The sequence below is a fragment of the Mesorhizobium sp. ZC-5 genome (assembly GCF_025753855.1).
Classification (GTDB): domain Bacteria; phylum Pseudomonadota; class Alphaproteobacteria; order Rhizobiales; family Rhizobiaceae; genus Neomesorhizobium.
Map to the genome: position 1 here is coordinate 685,293 of NZ_JAOWPT010000002.1, position 18,324 is coordinate 703,616.

Consider the following 18,324-nt stretch of genomic DNA (forward strand, 5'->3'; position numbering starts at 1 on the left):
TCCACAACTTGAACGACATATTGGAGACAAAATCAAGAACAATTAGTGAACGCGGCGCACGCGGCAGCCACGAACGCCCCTCAATTTCCAGCGCTATACGCCGCGATCGCCGCCATATTCACGATATCGCTGTCCTTGGCGTTGAGCGGCACGATCTGCACCGGTTTGTTGAGGCCGACCAGCAGCGGGCCGATGACGGTGGAGCCGCCGAGTTCCTGCAGCATCTTGGTCGAGATCGAGGCCGAGTGGAAGGCGGGCATGACCAGCACATTGGCCGGGCCGGACAGGCGGATGAACGGGTATTGCGCCATGGCGCGGGCGTTGAGCGCCACGTCGGCGGCCATCTCGCCGTCATATTCGAAATCGACGCGGCGCTTGTCGAGGATCTTCACCGCCTCCTGCACGCGCTCCGAGCGCTCGCCGGCCGGGTGGCCGAAGGTGGAGTAGGCGAGCATGGCGACGCGCGGCTCGTAGCCCATGCGGCGCGCGAAGCCGGCGGCTTCCTCGGCGATGTCGGCGATCTCGACGGCGTTGGGCATGTCGTGCACGGCGGTGTCGGCGACGACCACGGTGCGGCCGCGCGCCAGCACGATCGAGGCGCCGATGACGCGGTGGCCGGGCTTGGCGTCGATGACGCGGCGGATGTCCTCCAGCGCGGTCGAATAGTTGCGCGTCACGCCGGTGACCACCGCGTCGGCGTCGCCCATCGCCACCATGGTGGCGGCGAAATGGTTGCGGTCGTTGTTGATGAGGCGCTGGCAGTCGCGGAACAGGTAGCCCTTGCGCTGCATACGCTCGTAGAGATGGTCGGCATAGACGGCGTTGCGGCGCGACAGGCGGGCGTTGATGATCTCGATGCCCGGCTTGTCCAGGTCGACGCCGGCGTGGCGGGCGTTCTCCTTGATGACCTCGTCGCGGCCGACCAGGATGGCGGTGCCGAGCTTCTGGTTCACATAGGAGACGGCGGCGCGCATGACCTGCTCCTCCTCACCCTCGGCGAAGACGACGCGCTTGGGCTGGCGGCGCACGCGGTCGTAGATGCGCTGCAGCGTCGAGGCGATCGGGTCGCGGCGTGCCGACAGCTCGTTGGAATATTTGACGAGGTCGAGGATCGGCCGGCGAGCGACGCCGCTGTCCATCGCCGCCTGCGCCACCGCCACCGGGATGGCCGAGATGAGGCGCGGGTCGAACGGCACCGGGATGATGTAGTTGGGGCCGAACTTCGGCCGGTTGCCCTGGTAGGCGGCGGCGACGTCGTCGGGCACGTCCTGGCGGGCGAGCGCGGCCAGCGCACGCGCCGCGGCGACCTTCATCTCGTCGTTGATGGTGGTGGCACGGACATCGAGCGCTCCCCGGAAGATATAGGGGAAGCCGAGCACGTTGTTGACCTGGTTGGGATAGTCGGAGCGGCCGGTCGCCATGATGGCGTCGGTGCGGATTTCCGCCACCTCCTCGGGCGTGATCTCCGGGTCGGGATTGGCCATGGCGAAGATGATCGGATTCTTGGCCATCGACTGGATCATGGCGTTGGTGAAGGCGCCGCGGGCGGAGAGACCGAACACCACGTCGGCGCCGTCCATGGCGTCGGCCAGCGTGCGCTTGTCGGTCTTGACCGCGTGCGCCGACTTCCACTGGTTCATGCCTTCGGTGCGGCCCTGGTAGACGACGCCCTTGGTGTCGCACAGGATGACGTTCTCTGGCGCGAAGCCGAGCGACTTGGCCAGCTCGATGCAGGCGATGCCGGCCGCGCCGGCGCCGTTGCAGACCAGCTTCGTCGTCGCCATGTCGCGGCCGGTGATCTCCAGCGCGTTGATCAGGCCGGCGATGGCGATGATGGCGGTGCCGTGCTGGTCGTCGTGGAAGACCGGGATGTCCATCAGCTCGCGCAGCTTCTGCTCGATGATGAAGCACTCCGGCGCCTTGATGTCCTCGAGGTTGATGCCGCCGAAGGAGGGGCCGAGATAGCGCACGCAGTTGATGAACTCGTCGGCGTCTTCGGTGTCGACCTCGAGGTCGATGCTATCGACGTCGGCGAAGCGCTTGAACAGCACCGCCTTGCCTTCCATCACCGGCTTGGCGGCGAGCGCGCCGAGATTGCCGAGGCCGAGGATGGCGGTTCCGTTGGTTATGACCGCCACCATGTTGCCGCGCGTCGTGTAGTCGAAGGCGCGGGAGGGATCCTCGGCGATCGCCTTCACCGGGACCGCGACGCCGGGCGAATAGGCGAGCGACAGGTCGCGCTGCGTCGCCATCGGCTTGGTCGGAGAAATCTCCAGCTTGCCGGGCCGGCCCATGGAGTGGAATTCCAGCGCTTCCTGTGCACTGACGGAAGGACCGGCATTGTCGTTTTTCTTGCCTGAAGCCATGATGCGCGCGGTTCCCTCCCGGATAGGCACTTCTTTTTGTGGAGCATTCGGGATTAAGGCTACACTTCGCCGCTGTAAACCGCCAAGCAGGACAAAACTCTTTTCGCGGAAGGGCTCGTGAACGACGTAACGCCAATGCGCATCGAAGGCACGCCGACCACGCTGCCGGCCGGCGGCGCCACGCCGATGATGGAGCAGTTCATCGAGATCAAGGCGGCGAACCCGGATTCGCTGCTGTTTTACCGCATGGGCGACTTCTACGAGATGTTCTTCGGCGACGCCGAAGTGGCGAGCCGGGCGCTCGGCATCACGCTGACCAAGCGCGGCAAGCACAATGGCTTAGACATCCCGATGTGCGGCGTGCCGGTGCATGCGGCGGACGACTATCTGCAGAAGCTGATCGGGCTCGGCCACCGCGTCGCCGTGTGCGAGCAGATCGAGGACCCGGCCGAGGCGAAAAAGCGCGGCGGCAAGTCGGTGGTGAAGCGCGACGTCATCCGCCTGGTGACGCCCGGCACCATCACCGAGGAAAAGCTGCTGGCGCCGTCGGAATCGAATTTTTTGATGTCACTGGGGCGGGTGAAGGGCGCGGGCGACACAAGAGGCGGGGAGCGCGGCAGCGCGACCGGGAACCAGGGAAGCTATGCGCTCGCCTGGATCGACATCTCGACCGGCGCCTTCCGGGTTTCCGAAACCACCGCCGAGCGGCTGGCGGCCGACATATTCCGCGTCGACCCGAAGGAGCTGATCGTCGCCGAACCGGTGTTCCACGATGCCGAACTCAGGCCGGTGTTCGACCTGATCGGCCGCGTCGCCAGCCCGCAGCCGGCGAGCCTGTTCGATTCGGCCTCGGCGACGATGCGCATCGCCCGCTTCTACGACGTCGCGACGCCGGACAGTTTTGGCACGTTCTCGAGGGCCGAACTGTCGGCGATCTCGGGCGCCATCGCCTATGTCGAGAAGACGCAGAAGGCGGAGCGGCCGCCGCTCGACCGGCCGGAGCGCGAGCAGGCCGGCTCGTCGCTGTTCATCGACCCGGCGACGCGCGCCAACCTGGAACTGTTGCGCACCATGTCGGGCGGCCGCGACGGTTCTTTGTTCCGGGCGATCGACAGGACCGTAACCGGCGCCGGCGCCAGGCTGCTGGCCGACCGGCTGATGGCGCCGCTGACCGACCCGCAAGCGATCGGCGCGCGGCTCGATTCGGTGTCGTTCTTCCAGGCGGAGCCGCGGCTTTGCGAGGGCCTGCGCGCTGCATTGAAGGGCGTCGCCGACATGCCGCGGGCGCTGTCCAGGCTGGCGCTCAACCGCGGCGGCCCGCGCGACCTCGGCGGGCTCAAGGCCGGCTTCGAGGCGGCGACGGAGATCGGCCGGATTTTTGAAGGCGCGATCCTGCCTGCCGAATTGCAGGCCGCATTCGCAGCGATTGCCGCCCTGCCGGCGGATTTCGCCCGCCATATCGAAAGCGCGCTCGGCGACGAACTGCCCCTGTTGAAGCGCGACGGCGGTTTCGTGCGCGCGCTCTATGACGCCGAGCTCGACGAGATGCGGGCGCTGCGCGACGAATCGCGAAAAGTCATCGCCGGGCTGGAGCGCAGCCTGATCGACGAGACCGGCATCCGCTCGCTGAAGATCCGGCACAACAATGTGCTCGGCTATTACATCGAGGTGACCGCCAACCATCAGGACATCATGATGGGCTCGGATGAGGCGAAGGGACGCTTCATCCACCGCCAGACCATGGCCAACGCCATGCGCTTCACCACCACCGAACTGGCCGGGCTGGAGACCAAAATCGCCAACGCTGCCGACCGCGCGCTGGCGATCGAACTCGGCGTATTCGACAGGCTGGTCGCCGAGGCGGTGAGCCATGCCGATGCGATCCGGGCGGGCGCTGCGGCGCTTGCCGTGCTCGACGTTTCTTCGGCGCTGGCGCTGCTCGCGGCTTCGGAAGACTACAACCGGCCGCTGGTCGACGGCAGCCTGGCGTTCAGGATCGAGGGCGGCCGCCATCCCGTTGTCGAGCAGGCGCTGCGCCGTTCCGCCGAAAGCCCGTTCGTGGCCAATGACAGCGACCTGTCGCCCGCCGAAAACGGCCGGCACGGCGCCATCTGGCTGCTCACCGGCCCCAATATGGGCGGCAAGTCGACCTTCCTGCGCCAGAACGCGCTGATCGCCATCCTGGCGCAGATGGGTTCTTTTGTTCCTGCCGCCAGTGCCCACATCGGCGTCGTGGACAGGCTGTTTTCCCGCGTCGGCGCCTCCGACGACCTGGCGCGGGGCCGCTCGACCTTCATGGTCGAGATGGTGGAGACGGCGGCGATCCTCAACCAGGCCGGCGAAAAGGCACTGGTCATCCTCGACGAGATCGGCCGCGGCACCGCCACCTTCGACGGCCTGTCGATCGCCTGGGCGGCGGTCGAATATCTGCACGAGAAGAACCGCTGCCGGGCGATCTTCGCCACGCATTTCCATGAGATGACGGCGCTGTCGACCAAGCTGGAACGCCTCCACAACGTCACCATGCGGGTGAAGGAATGGGAGGGCGACGTGGTCTTCCTGCACGAGGTCGGCAAGGGCGCCGCCGACCGCAGCTACGGCGTGCAGGTGGCGCGGCTCGCCGGCCTCCCCGACGCCGTCGTCGCCCGTGCCAAGGACGTGCTGCATCAACTCGAACAGGGCGAGCAGTCGGGCAAGGTCGACCGCCTGGTCGACGACCTGCCGCTGTTCAGCGCCGTGATAAAAAAAGAGCCGCCGAAGCCGACCAAAAGCGATGTGCTTGGCGAGGCGCTGGCGGCACTCAGCCCTGACGAGATGACGCCGCGCGAGGCGCTCGACGCGCTCTACCGACTGAAGGGGTTGGTGGGGAAGTAGACGGCACCGTGAAGGTCGACTCCGACAAGATCCGCGAGTTCGAGGACACCGACAGTTTCTTCGCTCGGACCGACCAGCGAGGCCAGCCCGGCGTCAGGTCTGGACGCCACCTGGGCGGTCTTTAGGGGCTGATCTTGCGATAACCGTTCCCGTCATTGCGCCATCGCTCCGTCCCAGTCGCGTCCGTGATATCGGCCCATTGGCCGGATTGCCGGAACTCAGCCTTCACCTCTTTGCCCTTTATGCGAATGGCAGAGAGTGATGTACCGCCGCTTAATGGAAGCATGGCATAGGAAACTGCATCTCCGTCAGAAATACAGTTCTTGTCTGGTTTTTCGATGATCGTTCCGACAGTGAAGCCTGTGTTGGGGGTTCGTAAGTTGCGAAGGTTGCTCCAACGAACCGTTGCCTTTTTGCCAGCGACGGCGGTAATGCATCGGTATTCAGGGCTCTCGTAGATCACAGTGCCTGCAGCTTGACGGTTGAGAAAGGTGTTGACGCCTATCCACACCAACGCACCGAGCCACAGGAAGACAAAGATCACCGTAGCATAATGATTAGGCGCCGCCGGCGAGGAGGTCACAGCAGGCATGTTGGCTTCTTCCATGTTACCATCGGTTGAGAGCGATCTGGCTACTTCATCATAACCAATAGCTGACAATGGTTGCGATGTGGACGGTAGCCAGGAAGTTTTGCGCAAGCCGGTTGTTTCAGTAGCGATTCGGCTGAAGTCCTAGCTACGGATTGTTTTTTCAACGGGGCATCATGCCCGCCGCCTCATGCCGGAATTGAAGCCCGGTATGTCTCGATTCGAACTTCGGTTTCAGCGGAGCCGAAAGTCATTGATGAGACGTTGTTATGAATCTCGGTCAGGCCGAAAGACTTCTGAGGTCATGAATTGATCCTTCACCTAAAATTCAAATAGAGCAGCACGACGATAAATTTCTTTATCATTAGATGGGAACGACGTACGACTACCAAGTAAGAGCAAATGGGGCTCACCGATCGTGGCGGGGGAACTTCGCGGCGGGTGAATGCATGAGCAGTTCTCGGACGCAGACCATCCTGTTTGCCGATGTCAGCGGCAGCACTCGTCTGTTCGAAACCAGAGGCGACCTGGAGGCGCGGCGGCTTATCGCCGCCGTGCTCGATGTGCATGCGCTCATCTGCCGTGAGCATGGCGGTCGGGTCATCAAGACCATCGGCGACGAAATCATGTGCTCCCTGCCGGATGCGCGCGAAGGCGTGCTGGCGGCGTGCGAGATGCAGCGCAAGATGGCGTGCAACGCCGACTTCGCGCGCGACCGTCTCGCCGTGCACATCGGCCTTCACCATGGCGACGCACTGGAAGAAAACGACGATGTCTATGGCGACGCAGTCAACACGGCCGCCCGCATGGTCGCCCTGGCCAAACGTGAGCAGATCATCGCTTCGGCGGGTAGCGTGCAGGGGCTGGATGGGGGCCGGGTGCCGGCGTTTCGCAGCCTTGGGCGCATCCATGTCGACGGCAAGCTGCAGCCGATCGAGATCGTCGACGTGATCTGGCATGAGGACATGTCGAGCATGACGACGGTGCAAGGCGTCGGTGGCGGCGCGTGGCCAAAAGCAACGGAAATCGTCGGGCCGACACTCCAGCTTTCCCATCGCGGCAAGGTGGTGACGCTGGACGGTGCCTCGGCCTCCTTCACGATCGGACGCAGCCCGATCAACGCGCTGCAGATAGAGGCTGACTGGGTCAGCCGCACTCATGCCCTGATCGAGTTCAAGCGCGGTCATTTCGTGGTTTACGACCGCTCGACCAACGGCACCTATGTAAAGTTCGGCCAGGACGACGAATTGCATCTGCACCGCGACGAACTGCACATGCGCAAGGCCGGCACGATCAGCCTCGGCCGGGTCTCGTCCGCCAATGCCGACGATGTGATCCGGTTCGACCTGGGCTAGGCCGACGGCGGTTTGGCGGGATGGTTTCGCGAGGGACGCGACCTCCGCGGCGATAACGAGGCGGCCAGCGTCGCTGCAATGTCGCGCCAACTGTTGCCGGCCTGCCATGTTCGATCCCGATTCGTGTCCGGTGCGAATCCCCGACTTGCGCAAGGCAGGCGGCGCGGCTACCGAGCCTTTCGGCACCTGCCAACGCGCTTCGGCGCCTGATTCTCTGAGAAAGCCACGCGCGTGAATGGCGGTATCTTCCTGGCCCTCTGCGCCTATGCGGTCTACGCGTGGGGCGACGGCCTCATCAAGGCCATCGGCAGCCAGCTCTCGGTCTTCGAGATCGGCTTCTTCAACATCCTGTTTGCCAGCATCTTCCTGTTTTTCCTGAAGCCGGACGGCGAGCGATGGCACGGTTTCTGGCATATGCAGCGGCCCTGGGCCGTGCATGCGCGCGCGATCTCGGGTCTCGTCGCCGGCGTGCTCGGCATCTACGCCTTCACGACCATCCCGCTGGCCGAGGTCTACGCGCTGATCTTCCTGGCGCCGCTTTTCGTCACGCTGCTGTCGATCGTCGTCCTCAAGGAGCAGGTCGGCCCATGGCGCTGGTTGGCCATATTCGCCGGCCTGGTCGGCATCCTGCTCGTGGTGCGGCCGGGGTTCCGAGAACTGGAACTCGGCCACTTCGCGGCATTGATCGTCGCCTTCCTCGCCGCCGCCACCATCATCCTCATGCGCTCGCTGGCCGGGGAGAAGCAGACGACGATGCTCGGCGTGCTGGTCGGCTACGGCCTGCTCTTCAATGGCGCCGCCATGCTGGCGACGTCGTCCTTCGCCATCCCTGACTGGAAGCTGCTCCTGATGCTGGTGCTGACCGGAGCCTGCACGGCCGGCGGCCATCGCCTGCAACTTCTGGCCACGCGGCTCAGCCCGGCAAACCAGATCGCCCCGACCCACTATTCGCAGATCGTCTGGGCGGTGGTCATCGGCGCCGCGTTCTTCGCCGAATATCCGGATTTCATCGCCCTGATCGGCCTTGCCGTCGTCGTCGGCTCCGGCCTGCTGACGCTGGTGCGCGAAAGGATCCGGCTCGGCACCGTGCGCTGGAACCCGTTTTCCCGCAACCGGCTCTGACCGACAATCAGGTTTTCCGGCGAGCAATCGAGAGCAGCGGGTCATATCAAAACACTTAGCTGTTGCGCTAAGTGTTTTGAGGTGATACTTAGCCTTATGGAACAGTATCAGGAGCAGTTGAACGGCATTTTCCAGGCGCTTGCCGACCCGACGCGCCGCGCGGTGCTGGGGCGGCTGGGCAGCGGGCCGGCATCGATCAGCGACCTCGCCAGGCCGTTCGACATGGCGCTGCCGTCATTCATGAAACACATCCATTTCCTCGAGGACAGCGGCCTGATCCGGACAGAAAAGCACGGCCGGGTGCGCACCTGCGCGATCGAGAAGAAGCAGTTCGCCAGGGTCGAAACATGGCTCGATGCGCAGCGCGCCATCTGGGAAGGCCGCACCGACAGGCTCGAAAAATTCGTCATGCGAAACAAGGACAAGCCGGAATGACCCAATCACCCAATCCCGAACTCGACCTGACGATATCGCGGGTCATCAAGGCGCCGCGGCAGGTGGTGTGGAGCGCCTGGACCGACCCGGCGAGCTTCGAGCAATGGTGGGTCCCGGCGCCTGCCAGATGCAGGGTCGCGCAGATGGACCTGCGTCCCGGCGGTGCGTTCATCACCGAGATCAGCGAGGATGGCGGGGCTTTCGCGCCGCACCTCAACGCCTGCTTCCTCGCTGTCGACGAGGGCGAAAGGATCGTCTTCACCGATGCGCTTGCCGGCGGATGGCGGCCCACCGAGCAGGCCTTCATGACGGCGGTGATCACGCTGAAGGACCACCCGCAAGGCACCGACTATGTCGCCACCGCCATGCACAAGAACCCGGCCGACCGGACCTCGCACGAGGAAATGGGCTTCCACGATGGCTGGGGCACCGTCATCGGGCAACTCGCAAAACTGGTCGAGACGTAGCGGAGAAGAAAATGCGCAAAGTCGTGTTGCAGATGATGACCACGCTGAACGGCCGCCTCGACGATCCGATGGCCTGGCTCTATGGCGTCAGCGACGAGCAGTACCGGGCGATCGACAAGCTCTACGCCAGCTACGACACGGTTCTGGTCGGGCGGACCACCTATGAAGAGATGGCGGCGTATTGGCCCGGCGCGATTTCGGAAGGCACCGAGACCAATCGAACAATGGCGCGCCGCATGAGGGACTGCAGGAAGCTGGTCTTCTCGCGCTCGGGCGGCCATGCGCTGACCGCGTGGAACAACACCGAACAGGTTGTCGCCGCTGACGACGGCGAACTGGCGAGTTTCATTTCAGGGCTGAAGGCGCAGCCCGGCGGCGACATTCATCTCTCCGGCGGCGCCAGCTTCGCCCAGTCGGTGATCGCTCTCGGGCTGGTCGACGAATTCCACTTCTTCGTCTATCCGGCCTTCTCGCCGGGGATGGCCTGGTTCGACCGGCTGCCCGGCAAGCTCGACCTGCAGTTGCTCGGCACCGAAAAATTCGAGAACGGCGTGATCGCGCTGCACTATGTGCCGCACAGGCTCGCCGAAAAGGCGCGGCCTGACAGTTTTACCGACATGCTGACGTAACGCGACCGGTCTAGCCGAGGTCGCGCCACACCGCGTCGCCCCAGTCGAGCCGCCGCGCGGTCTTGAACGCTGTGCCCTCGCGCTTGCTGACCAGACGCTCGGCGGCGGAGCCGTCGTGACGGCAGAGCTTCAGGCGGACGGTGCCGCTTGCCGATTGCGGCGGCGAAAGCACGCGGGCGGCGGGACTTTCGCCGGGCGTGCGCGAGGCGGCGATGAAGATGTACTTCTCGTCTTCCCAGGGTACCTCGGCATTCTTGGCGAGGCGGTGCAGGCGCGAGCGGGCGACGCGGCGCGAGAAGTGGCACCAGTCGGGCGCGGCGATCGGGCATTCGGCCTGGTGCGGGCAGGGCGCGACGAGATGGGCGCCGGCTGCGATGAGGCGGCCGCGCACCTCCAGGATGCGCCGCCAGCCGGCCGGCGTTCCCGGCTCGACGACAACCAGCGTGTCGCAGGTCAACGCCCAGAGTTGGTCGGTGACCCGGCCGATCAGCACCGGCGGCAGTTCGTCGAGCACGTAGGCAAGCGTCACGACATCGGCTCTGGGCAGTTCGGGCAGGCCGGTCTCGATGTTGCCTGGCACCCAGGAGACGCGGGTCGGGGCGGCATGGGTGGCCAGATCGGCGCCGACCTTGCGGATGGCATCGCTGGTTTCGACCAGCGTGGCCTCTTCGAGGCTTTCCCAGCAATCGCGCGCCGCCCACAGCGCCGAACCCGGTCCGGCGCCGATGTCAAGCAGGGTCGCGGGCGCGAAATCCGGGCGGACGTCGGTGATCGCCGCGAGGCTGGCGCGGATCGCCGCATAGGTGGCGGGCAGCCGGGTCGCCAGATAGGCCTGCGCGGCGAGCCTGTCGGAGAGATGCAGGCGCCCGTCGCGCACCTCGCCGCGGTAGCGGCGCGACAGGATGTCTGCGGCGCGCTTCAAGTCGGCGAGCGCGACGCCGTGCAGCGCCTGGTCGACAGCCTGCCGCAGCGCGGGCGGAAGTTCCATCCGATGGCCCTTGTTAGGGGCGCCTGAACTCAGGCGCCGAATTTTCGCCTTGCGTCGAGCGCCAGGCCGAGCCCGACGCTGCCAAACATGTCGCCTTCCACCACGATCGCCGAGGGGAACATCTCAAGCACACTCTGCTTCATCAACGGGATGGCTGTCGAGCCGCCGGTGAGGAACAGCGTGGTGATGCGCGACGGCGATAGCCCCGCATCGGCGAGCGTTTTCGCAATCACCGCGGTTACCCGGCCGACGGCGCTCTCGATGGCTTCGTCGAGGCCGGTGCGGGTCAGCGGCATGCTCAGGGTTTCATCGGTGAGCGCCAGTGCGATTTTCGTTTCGGCCATGTCGGTCAATTCGATCTTGGCGCCTTCGACCTTGGCCGCCAGCGCGTGACCCTGTCGATGCTGAACGAGGTCGATCATCCGCCCGACGAGGTCTGGCCGCGCTGCCTCGTAGCGGATCTGCTTGAGGTCGGTCATCGCCTTGTTGGTGTAGAGCATGTTGATGCGCTGCCAGGTGGCGAGGTCGATGAAATAGCCGGCCGGCAGGTTGCGCTTGCCGTCCTTGGTCGGCGTCAAATAGCCGAGTTCCGGCATAACGTGCGCGATCGACAGCAACCGGTCGAAATCGGTGCCGCCGATGTGGACTCCGCTCGAGGCGAGGATGTCGTCCTTGCGGTCTTCGGCGCGGGCGCGTTCCGGCGACACCCGCACGATCGAAAAATCCGAAGTACCGCCGCCGATGTCGATGATCAGCGCCAGTTCCTCCCGCGTCACGGTCTGCTCGTAATCGAGCGCGGCGGCGATCGGCTCGAACTGGAAGGCGATATTCCTGAAGCCGCGCTTGTGGGCGGCCTTTTCCAGTTCGTTCTGCGCGCGACGGTCGGCCTCCTCGTCGTCATCGACGAAATGCACCGGGCGGCCGAGCACGATGTTATCGACCGGCTGGCCGACTTCGGTTTCCAGCGATTCCTTGAGATAGAGCAGGAACGAGCCGATGATGTCGGAAAAGGCGATCGAGTGCGCCTTGATGCGCGTCTTTTCGCCGATCAGCGAGGTGCCGAGCACGCTCTTCAGCGCCCGCAGCAGGCGGCCCTCGACATTCTCTGTGTAGTCGGCAATCGCCCGGCGGCCAAACCAGGTGCGGTTGTCCTCGAAGTTGAAGAACACCGCGCTCGGCAGCGTCACCTGGCCGTCTTCGAGACGCACCAGCCGCGGCTTGCCGTTTTCGATGAACCCGACCGTCGAATTGGACGTGCCAAAGTCGATACCGCCGCTGACCGGTCGCATGGTTCGTCCTCGAACTGGTTGATGGGGTTCCGCCTTGCGGGAGGGTGCGGGTACACAATCCCAGCGCCGATGTCGAGCCTGCGGCGGCGTTTTTGGCTAGGTTGTACCCTCGACCAGCGGCACGAACATCACCTTGCCGAGGTTTTCCTCGACGAAGTCCTCTTCGCCGGTGCGCTTCAGCTTGATCAGGTTCTGCACCCTGGTCATGCCGCCGCGCGGCATCACAAGGCGCCCGCCGGGCGCCAGTTGACGCTTCCATGCCACGGGAATGCCGGGACCGCTCGCCGCTGAAAGGATGGCGTCGAAGGGTGTGGCCTCCGGCCAGCCCTGCATGCCGTCGCCGCAGCGCACCTCGATGTTGCCGTAGCCGAGCGCGGCAAGACGTGCCTGCGCGGTTTGCGCAAGCAATGCGTGCCGTTCGATCGTATGGACTTGCCCGGCGATCCGGCCAAGCACCGCAGCCGCGTAACCGGAGCCGGTGCCGATTTCCAGCACGCGGTCACCGGCCTTGAGCTCCGCCGCCTCGGCCATCAGCGCGACGATGTAGGGTTGCGATATTGTCTGCTCGGCCTCGATGGGCAGCGCGCAATCGTCATAGGCGTGGCGCGCCAAATACGGCGGTACGAAGGCCTCGCGCGGCACTGAAAGCATTGCTTCAAGCACGCGCTCGTCGGCAATGCCGCGGCGAACAAGCTGGCGCTCGACCATGCGCCGACGCAGCTTTTCGGAATCGGGCAGGAGCAGCTGATCGGCGGGATCGTTCATGCCGGACAACGGCTCGGCGGGAGGGCCGGTTCCATGATGGTCAGCTCCCGATATCGGTGCCGTCCCGGTGGTTGGCGCAAACTTCGACCGCACCATACCCACGCAAGACAAAACGCGCTATAGACGCCGCCCGGAAAGCGAGATTCTCTGAGCATATGGCGAAGATTCCCCTCAAGCTGGATGATTTGATCGACGGCGTCGCGTTGCGCCGCGAGCTTACCGCGCTGACGGAAAAATCCGGCGGCGACGGCTCGTCCGCCGAGACGCGCGCCGCGGTGCTGCAGACCCTCAAGGACCGCATCGCCGCCGGGCGAACGATCGCCGAAAAGATGCTGATGCAGGACGGCGGCGGCATCGCTTGCGCCGAACGCCTGTCGCATCTGATGGACGAGATCATCCGTGCGCTCTACGACTTCGCCGTCACCCACGTCTACCGGTCGAAAAATCCGTCCTCGGCCGAACGGATGGCGATCGTCGCGGTGGGCGGCTACGGGCGCGGCACGCTCGCGCCCGGCTCCGACATCGACCTGTTGTTCCTGCTGCCCTACAAGCAGACGCCGTGGGGCGAGCAGATCGTCGAATACATGCTCTACATGCTGTGGGACCTGGGGCTGAAGGTCGGCCATGCCACCCGCAACATCGAGGAATGCCTGCGCCTGTCGCGCGCCGACATGACCATCCGCACGGCGGTGCTGGAGGCCCGCTACGTCTGGGGCGAGAAGAAGCTCTGCGACGAACTCATGACCCGCTTCGACAAGGAAGTGGTGAAAGGCACCGGTGCCGAATACGCGCAGGCCAAGCTCGCCGAGCGCGACGAACGTCATCGCAAGGTGGGCGAAAGCCGCTACCTCGTCGAACCCAACGTCAAGGACGGCAAGGGCGGCTTGCGCGACCTGCAGACCCTGTTCTGGATCGGCAAGTATTTCTATCGTGAGCGCACCGTCGCCGAACTGGTGGAGCAGGGCGTGTTCACCCGCGCCGAATTTGCCGAATTCCTCAAGGCCGACGATTTCCTGTGGGCGGTGCGCTGCCACATGCATTTCCTCACCGGCAAGCCCGAGGAACGGCTGCATTTCGACATCCAGCGCGAGATCGCCGAACGGCTCGGCTACAAGAGCCATCCCGGCCTGTCGGCGGTCGAGCGTTTCATGAAGCACTATTTCCTGGTGGCCAAGGACGTCGGCGACCTTACCCGCATCTTCTGCGCGGCCCTCGAGGAGGAGCAGGCAAGTCACGTCTCAGGCTTCAACCGGCTTTTCCTGACCTTCTCGCGGCGGCGGCGCAAACTGGCAGGCACAAGCGACTTCATCGTCGACAACGACCGCATCAACATTGCCGACGACCGCGTGTTCGAGCGCGACCCGGTCAACCTTTTGCGGCTGTTCTGGTTCGCCGACCGGCACGGGCTGGAATACCATCCCGATGCGCTGAAGCTGGTTACCCGCTCGCTGAAGCTGGTCGACCGCAATCTGCGGCGCAACAAGGAGGCCAACCGGCTGTTTCTCGATGTCCTGACGTCGGACCGCAAGCCTGAGCTGAACCTCAGGCGCATGAACGAGGCCGGCCTGCTCGGCAAGCTGATCCCTGATTTCGGCAAGATCGTCGCCATGATGCAGTTCAACATGTACCACCACTACACGGTGGACGAGCATCTGCTGCGCTGCATCGACGTGTTGTCGGAGATCGAACGCGGCGACGGCGAGAAGATCCATCCGCTCTCGCACAAGCTGATCGCCGGACTGAAGAACCGCCGCGAGGTGCTTTACGTCGCCGTGCTGCTGCACGATATCGCCAAGGGGCGGCCCGACGATCATTCCGAGGCCGGCGCAAAGATCGCCCGCCGCATCTGCCCGCATATGGGCCTTTCGGCCTCCGACACCGAACTGGTCGCCTGGCTGGTCGAGAATCATCTGGTGATGTCGATGACGGCGCAGACCCGGGACCTCAACGACCGCAAGACGATCGAGGACTTTGCCGACATCGTGCAATCGGTCGAGCGGCTGAAGCTGCTGCTGATCCTGACGGTATGCGATATCCGCGGCGTCGGCCCCGGCGTCTGGAACGGCTGGAAGGGCCAGCTGCTGCGCACGCTTTATTACGAGACGGAGCTGCTTCTGACCGGCGGCTTCTCCGAAGTGTCGCGCGCCGAGCGCACCGCGGCGGCGCGCGAGCAGTTGTCCGAGGCGCTGGCGGATTGGCCGGTGAAGGAGCGCGAGCGCTATGTCGGCCTGCATTATGAAAATTACCTGCTGACGGTCGACCTGAAGGACCAGGTGCGCCATGCCGCTTTCGTCCGCGAGGCCGATGCCGCCGGCAAGCGCCTCGCCACGATGGTCAAGACGCATGAATTCGAGGCGGTCACCGAGATCACCGTGCTCGCGCAGGATCACCCGCGCCTGCTGTCGGTGATCGCCGGCGCCTGCGCGGGGGCGGGCGGCAACATCGTCGACGCGCAGATTTTCACGACGTCTGACGGGCGGGCGCTGGATACGATCCTGATCAACCGCGAGTTCGACCGCGACGAGGATGAGCGCCGCCGCGCGGAGCGGGTCGGCAAATTGATCGAGGACGTGCTGTCGGGACGTTCATGGCTGCCCGAGATGATCGAGAAACGCACCAAGCCGAAGCGCGGTTCGAAGACGTTCCGCATCGTGCCACGGGCCGACATCCGCAACACGCTGTCGAACCGGTTCTCGGTGATCGAGGTATCGGGTCTCGACCGACCCGGCCTGCTGTCGGAGATCACCGGGGCGCTGTCCGACCTGTCGCTCGACATCGCCTCGGCGCACATCACCACGTTCGGCGAAAAGGTCATCGATACGTTTTACGTCACCGACCTGACCGGTGCGAAGATCGAGAGCCCGACGCGGCTCGACGGCATCCGGGCCAACCTGCTCGCGACGCTCGAAGGCGGGTCGCATCGCAACGGCAAGGCGAAGGCGGCAGCGGAATGAGGATGGCGTGGATATTCTCCCTTTCCTCAAGGAATGGACAATCGCTTATGGAGTTACCCCCATCCCTAACCCCTCCCCTCAAGGGGGAGGGGGACTGCTTGGGCGGTGCTTCAGCCAACCCGTGGAAGGCTCGCGTCGAACGCATTGCGGTAAAGTCCCCCTCCCCCTTGAGGGGAGGGGTTAGGGGTGGGGGTATAAGTCGAGCAAGGGTTTCGAAAACTCCATATCCGATTGCCCTCGCCTCAAGGACGCGTTGTACCCCATGAGCCTGGTCAAGAAGTTCGCCACGGTTGCGTCGGGAACGCTGATGAGCCGGATTCTCGGTTTCATGCGCGAGATGCTGATGGCGGCGGCACTCGGTACAGGCCCGATCGCCGACGCGTTCTATGCGGCCTTCCAGTTTCCCAACACGTTCCGGCGGCTGTTCGCGGAAGGCGCTTTCAACGCCGCTTTCGTGCCGCTGTTCGCCAAGGAGATCGAGGCCGGTGGCGTCGATGGTGCCAGGAAATTCTCCGAAGAGGTGTTCGGCGTCCTCTTCACGGTGCTGCTCGGGCTCACCATCCTGATGGAGCTGTCGATGCCGCTGCTGGTGTCGACCATCGTCGCGCCGGGCTTCGGCGACGATCCGCAGAAATTCGACCTGACGGTGGCGCTGGCCACGATCATGTTCCCCTATCTGATCTGCATGTCGCTGGCGGCGATGATGAGCGGCATGCTGAATTCGCTGCGCCGCTATTTCGCCGCGGCCATAGCCCCGGTCTTCCTCAATGTCATCCTGATCGGCGTGCTCGGCTATGCCTGGTACGAAGGCCATGACGGGCGCGCCGTGGGTTATGCGCTCGCCTGGGGCGTTCTGGCGGCGGGGCTGGTGCAACTGGCTATCGTCTGGATCGCCGTGCGTCACGCCGGCATCTCGATCGGCTTCCGGCGGCCGCGCCTGACGCCGAACGTGAAGCGCCTGCTGTGGCTGGCGTTTCCGGCGGCGATCACCGGCGGCATCACCCAGATCAACACGCTGATCGGCACGGCCATCGCGTCCGGCCAGGATGGCGCGGTCTCGGCGCTGTCGCTGGCCGACCGCGTCTACCAGCTGCCGCTCGGCGTCGTCGGCATCGCGGTCGCCATCGTGCTTTTGCCGGAACTGGCGCGTGCGCTGAAGGCCGGGAACCTCGACGAGGCGGCGAACCTGCAGAACCGTTCGGTCGAGTTCACGCTGTTCCTGACCTTGCCGGCGGCGGCCGCCCTGCTGGTGATGTCGGAGCCGATCGTGCGCGTGCTCTATGAACGCGGCGCGTTTGCCGCCGGCAACAGCACGCCGACCGTCGCGGCGATCCTGGCGATCTTCGGCCTCGGACTGCCGGCTTTCGTTCTCATCAAGGCGTTCACGCCCGGCTATTTCGCCCGCGAGGACACGCGCACGCCGATGATCTTCGCGGCGATCTCGGTGGCGGTGAACATCTCCGTCGCGCTGACGCTGTTTCCCGGCATGGGCGCGCCCGGCATCGCCGTTGCATCGGCAATTGCCGGCTGGGTCAATGCGCTGCTGCTACTCGGCTTCCTGATCCGCCGCGGACACTGGGGCACCGACGTGCCGCTTTTGACGCGCATCCCGCGCCTGGTGCTGGCAGCAGGGGTGATGGCGGGAGCGGCCTATTTCGCGGCGGACTGGCTGTCGCCCTATCTTGCAGCTGCCTCGCCGCTTCCCGTCCAGGCCGCGGCGCTGGCCGTGCTGATCGGCGGCGCGGCGATCGTCTATTTCGCGGTAGCTTTCGGCACCGGCGGCGCCGATTTCGGCATGCTGAGGCGCAGCATCCGGCGCGGCGGCGCGAAAGCAGCAGGTGGCGATATCGATTCGAACGGCTAGGCAGCCCAGGGTTCGATCGAACTCAGCGTGTTTCCCAACTCGCGTTTGCGCTTCATGATCTCGAAATCGCCTTGAAGACCAAGAAAAAAGCCCTCCGAGACACCGAAATAGCGTGCAAGGCGCAGATCGGTATCGGCTGTTACGGCCCGCTTCCCGAGGACGATTTCGTTGATCCTGCGAGGCGAAACGCCGATAGCGCGCGCGAGGGCATTCTGGCTCAAATCCATCGGCTGGAGGAATTCCTCCAGCAGGATTTCGCCCGCATGCGGATTATGCAGAAATTCTTCAGTGGTAGTCGGTGATTTCGACATCGGATGGGCCTCCTTCGGTCCATTGGAAGCAGACACGCCATTGATCATTGATCCTGATCGAATGTTGGCCTTTGCGGTTCCCCTTCAACGCTTCGAGTTTGTTTCCGGGCGGCACACGCAGGTCATCCAGCCGTCGCGCCTGATTGAGCATCCTCAGCTTGACCAATGCCTTGTCCTGCATGTCCGGCGGAAGTCTGCGGCTCCGCAGTCCGGACCAGATTTTCTCGGCCTCCCGGTCGGCGAAGCTTCGGATCATGCAAGACCATAACGCATAACGTTATACAGCTCAAGGCATCGTTACTTGAACCGCCTGATG

The 18,324-nt window shown here is 64.6% G+C and carries 15 protein-coding genes; 8 read left to right on the forward strand and 7 right to left on the reverse strand.

Annotation, left to right across the window (positions count from 1 at the left end; all coding sequences use genetic code 11):
• Window positions 1-80 precede the first annotated feature (80 nt).
• Window positions 81-2,366: an NADP-dependent malic enzyme gene (locus OHD58_RS06645; RefSeq protein WP_263802287.1), complete on the reverse strand. Its 2,286-nt coding sequence runs from the start codon at window positions 2,364-2,366 to the stop codon at window positions 81-83.
• 135 nt (window positions 2,367-2,501) lie between these two features.
• On the opposite strand from OHD58_RS06645, the gene mutS reads away from it, so the two are divergent.
• Complete coding sequence (gene mutS / locus OHD58_RS06650) at window positions 2,502-5,240, forward strand: DNA mismatch repair protein MutS (RefSeq protein ID WP_263802730.1); 2,739 nt, start codon at window positions 2,502-2,504, stop codon at window positions 5,238-5,240.
• A 121-nt stretch (window positions 5,241-5,361) separates the two neighbouring features.
• On the opposite strand, the gene OHD58_RS06655 is transcribed toward mutS, so the two are convergent.
• Complete coding sequence (locus tag OHD58_RS06655; RefSeq protein WP_263802288.1) at window positions 5,362-5,847, reverse strand: hypothetical protein; 486 nt, start codon at window positions 5,845-5,847, stop codon at window positions 5,362-5,364.
• A gap of 431 nt (window positions 5,848-6,278) precedes the next feature.
• Here OHD58_RS06655 and OHD58_RS06660 point away from each other — a divergent pair, with 431 nt between their 5' ends.
• The 5 genes from OHD58_RS06660 to OHD58_RS06680 all read left to right on the forward strand — a co-directional run bounded on the left by OHD58_RS06660 (window position 6,279) and on the right by OHD58_RS06680 (window position 9,837).
• Window positions 6,279-7,184 (forward strand): adenylate/guanylate cyclase domain-containing protein, encoded by a 906-nt coding sequence (locus OHD58_RS06660; RefSeq protein ID WP_263802289.1) that lies wholly within the window; start codon window positions 6,279-6,281, stop codon window positions 7,182-7,184.
• 231 nt (window positions 7,185-7,415) lie between these two features.
• Window positions 7,416-8,306: a DMT family transporter gene (locus tag OHD58_RS06665; protein WP_263802290.1), complete on the forward strand. Its 891-nt coding sequence runs from the start codon at window positions 7,416-7,418 to the stop codon at window positions 8,304-8,306.
• A gap of 96 nt (window positions 8,307-8,402) precedes the next feature.
• On the forward strand, window positions 8,403-8,741 hold the full coding sequence (locus OHD58_RS06670; protein WP_263802292.1) for an ArsR/SmtB family transcription factor: 339 nt from the start codon (window positions 8,403-8,405) through the stop codon (window positions 8,739-8,741).
• Window positions 8,738-9,208, forward strand: a complete 471-nt coding sequence (locus OHD58_RS06675) for an SRPBCC family protein (RefSeq protein ID WP_263802293.1) — start codon at window positions 8,738-8,740, stop codon at window positions 9,206-9,208. Before OHD58_RS06670 ends, OHD58_RS06675 begins: the two co-directional genes overlap by 4 nt.
• Before the next feature lie 11 nt (window positions 9,209-9,219).
• Window positions 9,220-9,837, forward strand: a complete 618-nt coding sequence (locus OHD58_RS06680; RefSeq protein WP_263802294.1) for a dihydrofolate reductase family protein — start codon at window positions 9,220-9,222, stop codon at window positions 9,835-9,837.
• A 10-nt stretch (window positions 9,838-9,847) separates the two neighbouring features.
• On the opposite strand, the gene OHD58_RS06685 is transcribed toward OHD58_RS06680, so the two are convergent.
• From OHD58_RS06685 to OHD58_RS06695, 3 genes are all read right to left on the reverse strand, one after another.
• The gene (locus tag OHD58_RS06685) at window positions 9,848-10,825 is read right to left on the reverse strand and encodes a small ribosomal subunit Rsm22 family protein (protein WP_263802295.1); all 978 of its coding nucleotides are present in this window, start codon (window positions 10,823-10,825) and stop codon (window positions 9,848-9,850) included.
• Between the two features lie 29 nt (window positions 10,826-10,854).
• Window positions 10,855-12,114, reverse strand: coding sequence for an Hsp70 family protein (locus tag OHD58_RS06690; protein WP_263802297.1), 1,260 nt, complete (start codon window positions 12,112-12,114; stop codon window positions 10,855-10,857).
• Between the two features lie 96 nt (window positions 12,115-12,210).
• Window positions 12,211-12,879, reverse strand: coding sequence for a protein-L-isoaspartate(D-aspartate) O-methyltransferase (locus OHD58_RS06695; protein WP_263802298.1), 669 nt, complete (start codon window positions 12,877-12,879; stop codon window positions 12,211-12,213).
• Window positions 12,880-13,034: 155 nt separating this feature from the next.
• Here OHD58_RS06695 and OHD58_RS06700 point away from each other — a divergent pair, with 155 nt between their 5' ends.
• Together OHD58_RS06700 and murJ are read left to right on the forward strand one after the other, a co-directional pair.
• Window positions 13,035-15,833: a [protein-PII] uridylyltransferase gene (locus OHD58_RS06700; protein WP_263802299.1), complete on the forward strand. Its 2,799-nt coding sequence runs from the start codon at window positions 13,035-13,037 to the stop codon at window positions 15,831-15,833.
• A 262-nt stretch (window positions 15,834-16,095) separates the two neighbouring features.
• Window positions 16,096-17,697, forward strand: coding sequence for a murein biosynthesis integral membrane protein MurJ (murJ, locus tag OHD58_RS06705; RefSeq protein ID WP_263802300.1), 1,602 nt, complete (start codon window positions 16,096-16,098; stop codon window positions 17,695-17,697).
• Here the strand turns inward: murJ and OHD58_RS06710 are convergent.
• Complete coding sequence (locus OHD58_RS06710) at window positions 17,694-18,008, reverse strand: HigA family addiction module antitoxin (RefSeq protein WP_263802731.1); 315 nt, start codon at window positions 18,006-18,008, stop codon at window positions 17,694-17,696. The genes murJ and OHD58_RS06710 overlap by 4 nt on opposite strands.
• Entirely contained in the window at window positions 17,983-18,264 is a 282-nt protein-coding gene (locus OHD58_RS06715) for a type II toxin-antitoxin system RelE/ParE family toxin (RefSeq protein ID WP_263802301.1), read from the reverse strand. The genes OHD58_RS06710 and OHD58_RS06715 overlap by 26 nt, the downstream gene beginning before the upstream one ends.
• Between the last annotated feature and the right edge of the window lie 60 nt (window positions 18,265-18,324).

Coding starts and splice junctions, on each gene's coding strand:
- OHD58_RS06660 (WP_263802289.1), top strand. CDS start 6,279: ATGAGCAGTTCTCGGACGCAGACCATCCTGTTTGCCGATGTCAGCGGC.
- OHD58_RS06655 (WP_263802288.1), bottom strand. CDS start 5,847: ATGGAAGAAGCCAACATGCCTGCTGTGACCTCCTCGCCGGCGGCGCCT.
- OHD58_RS06715 (WP_263802301.1), bottom strand. CDS start 18,264: ATGATCCGAAGCTTCGCCGACCGGGAGGCCGAGAAAATCTGGTCCGGA.
- murJ (WP_263802300.1), top strand. CDS start 16,096: ATGAGCCTGGTCAAGAAGTTCGCCACGGTTGCGTCGGGAACGCTGATG.
- OHD58_RS06675 (WP_263802293.1), top strand. CDS start 8,738: ATGACCCAATCACCCAATCCCGAACTCGACCTGACGATATCGCGGGTC.
- OHD58_RS06695 (WP_263802298.1), bottom strand. CDS start 12,879: ATGAACGATCCCGCCGATCAGCTGCTCCTGCCCGATTCCGAAAAGCTG.
- OHD58_RS06680 (WP_263802294.1), top strand. CDS start 9,220: ATGCGCAAAGTCGTGTTGCAGATGATGACCACGCTGAACGGCCGCCTC.
- OHD58_RS06690 (WP_263802297.1), bottom strand. CDS start 12,114: ATGCGACCGGTCAGCGGCGGTATCGACTTTGGCACGTCCAATTCGACG.
- OHD58_RS06700 (WP_263802299.1), top strand. CDS start 13,035: ATGGCGAAGATTCCCCTCAAGCTGGATGATTTGATCGACGGCGTCGCG.
- OHD58_RS06685 (WP_263802295.1), bottom strand. CDS start 10,825: ATGGAACTTCCGCCCGCGCTGCGGCAGGCTGTCGACCAGGCGCTGCAC.
- mutS (WP_263802730.1), top strand. CDS start 2,502: ATGCGCATCGAAGGCACGCCGACCACGCTGCCGGCCGGCGGCGCCACG.
- OHD58_RS06710 (WP_263802731.1), bottom strand. CDS start 18,008: ATGTCGAAATCACCGACTACCACTGAAGAATTTCTGCATAATCCGCAT.
- OHD58_RS06670 (WP_263802292.1), top strand. CDS start 8,403: ATGGAACAGTATCAGGAGCAGTTGAACGGCATTTTCCAGGCGCTTGCC.
- OHD58_RS06645 (WP_263802287.1), bottom strand. CDS start 2,366: ATGGCTTCAGGCAAGAAAAACGACAATGCCGGTCCTTCCGTCAGTGCA.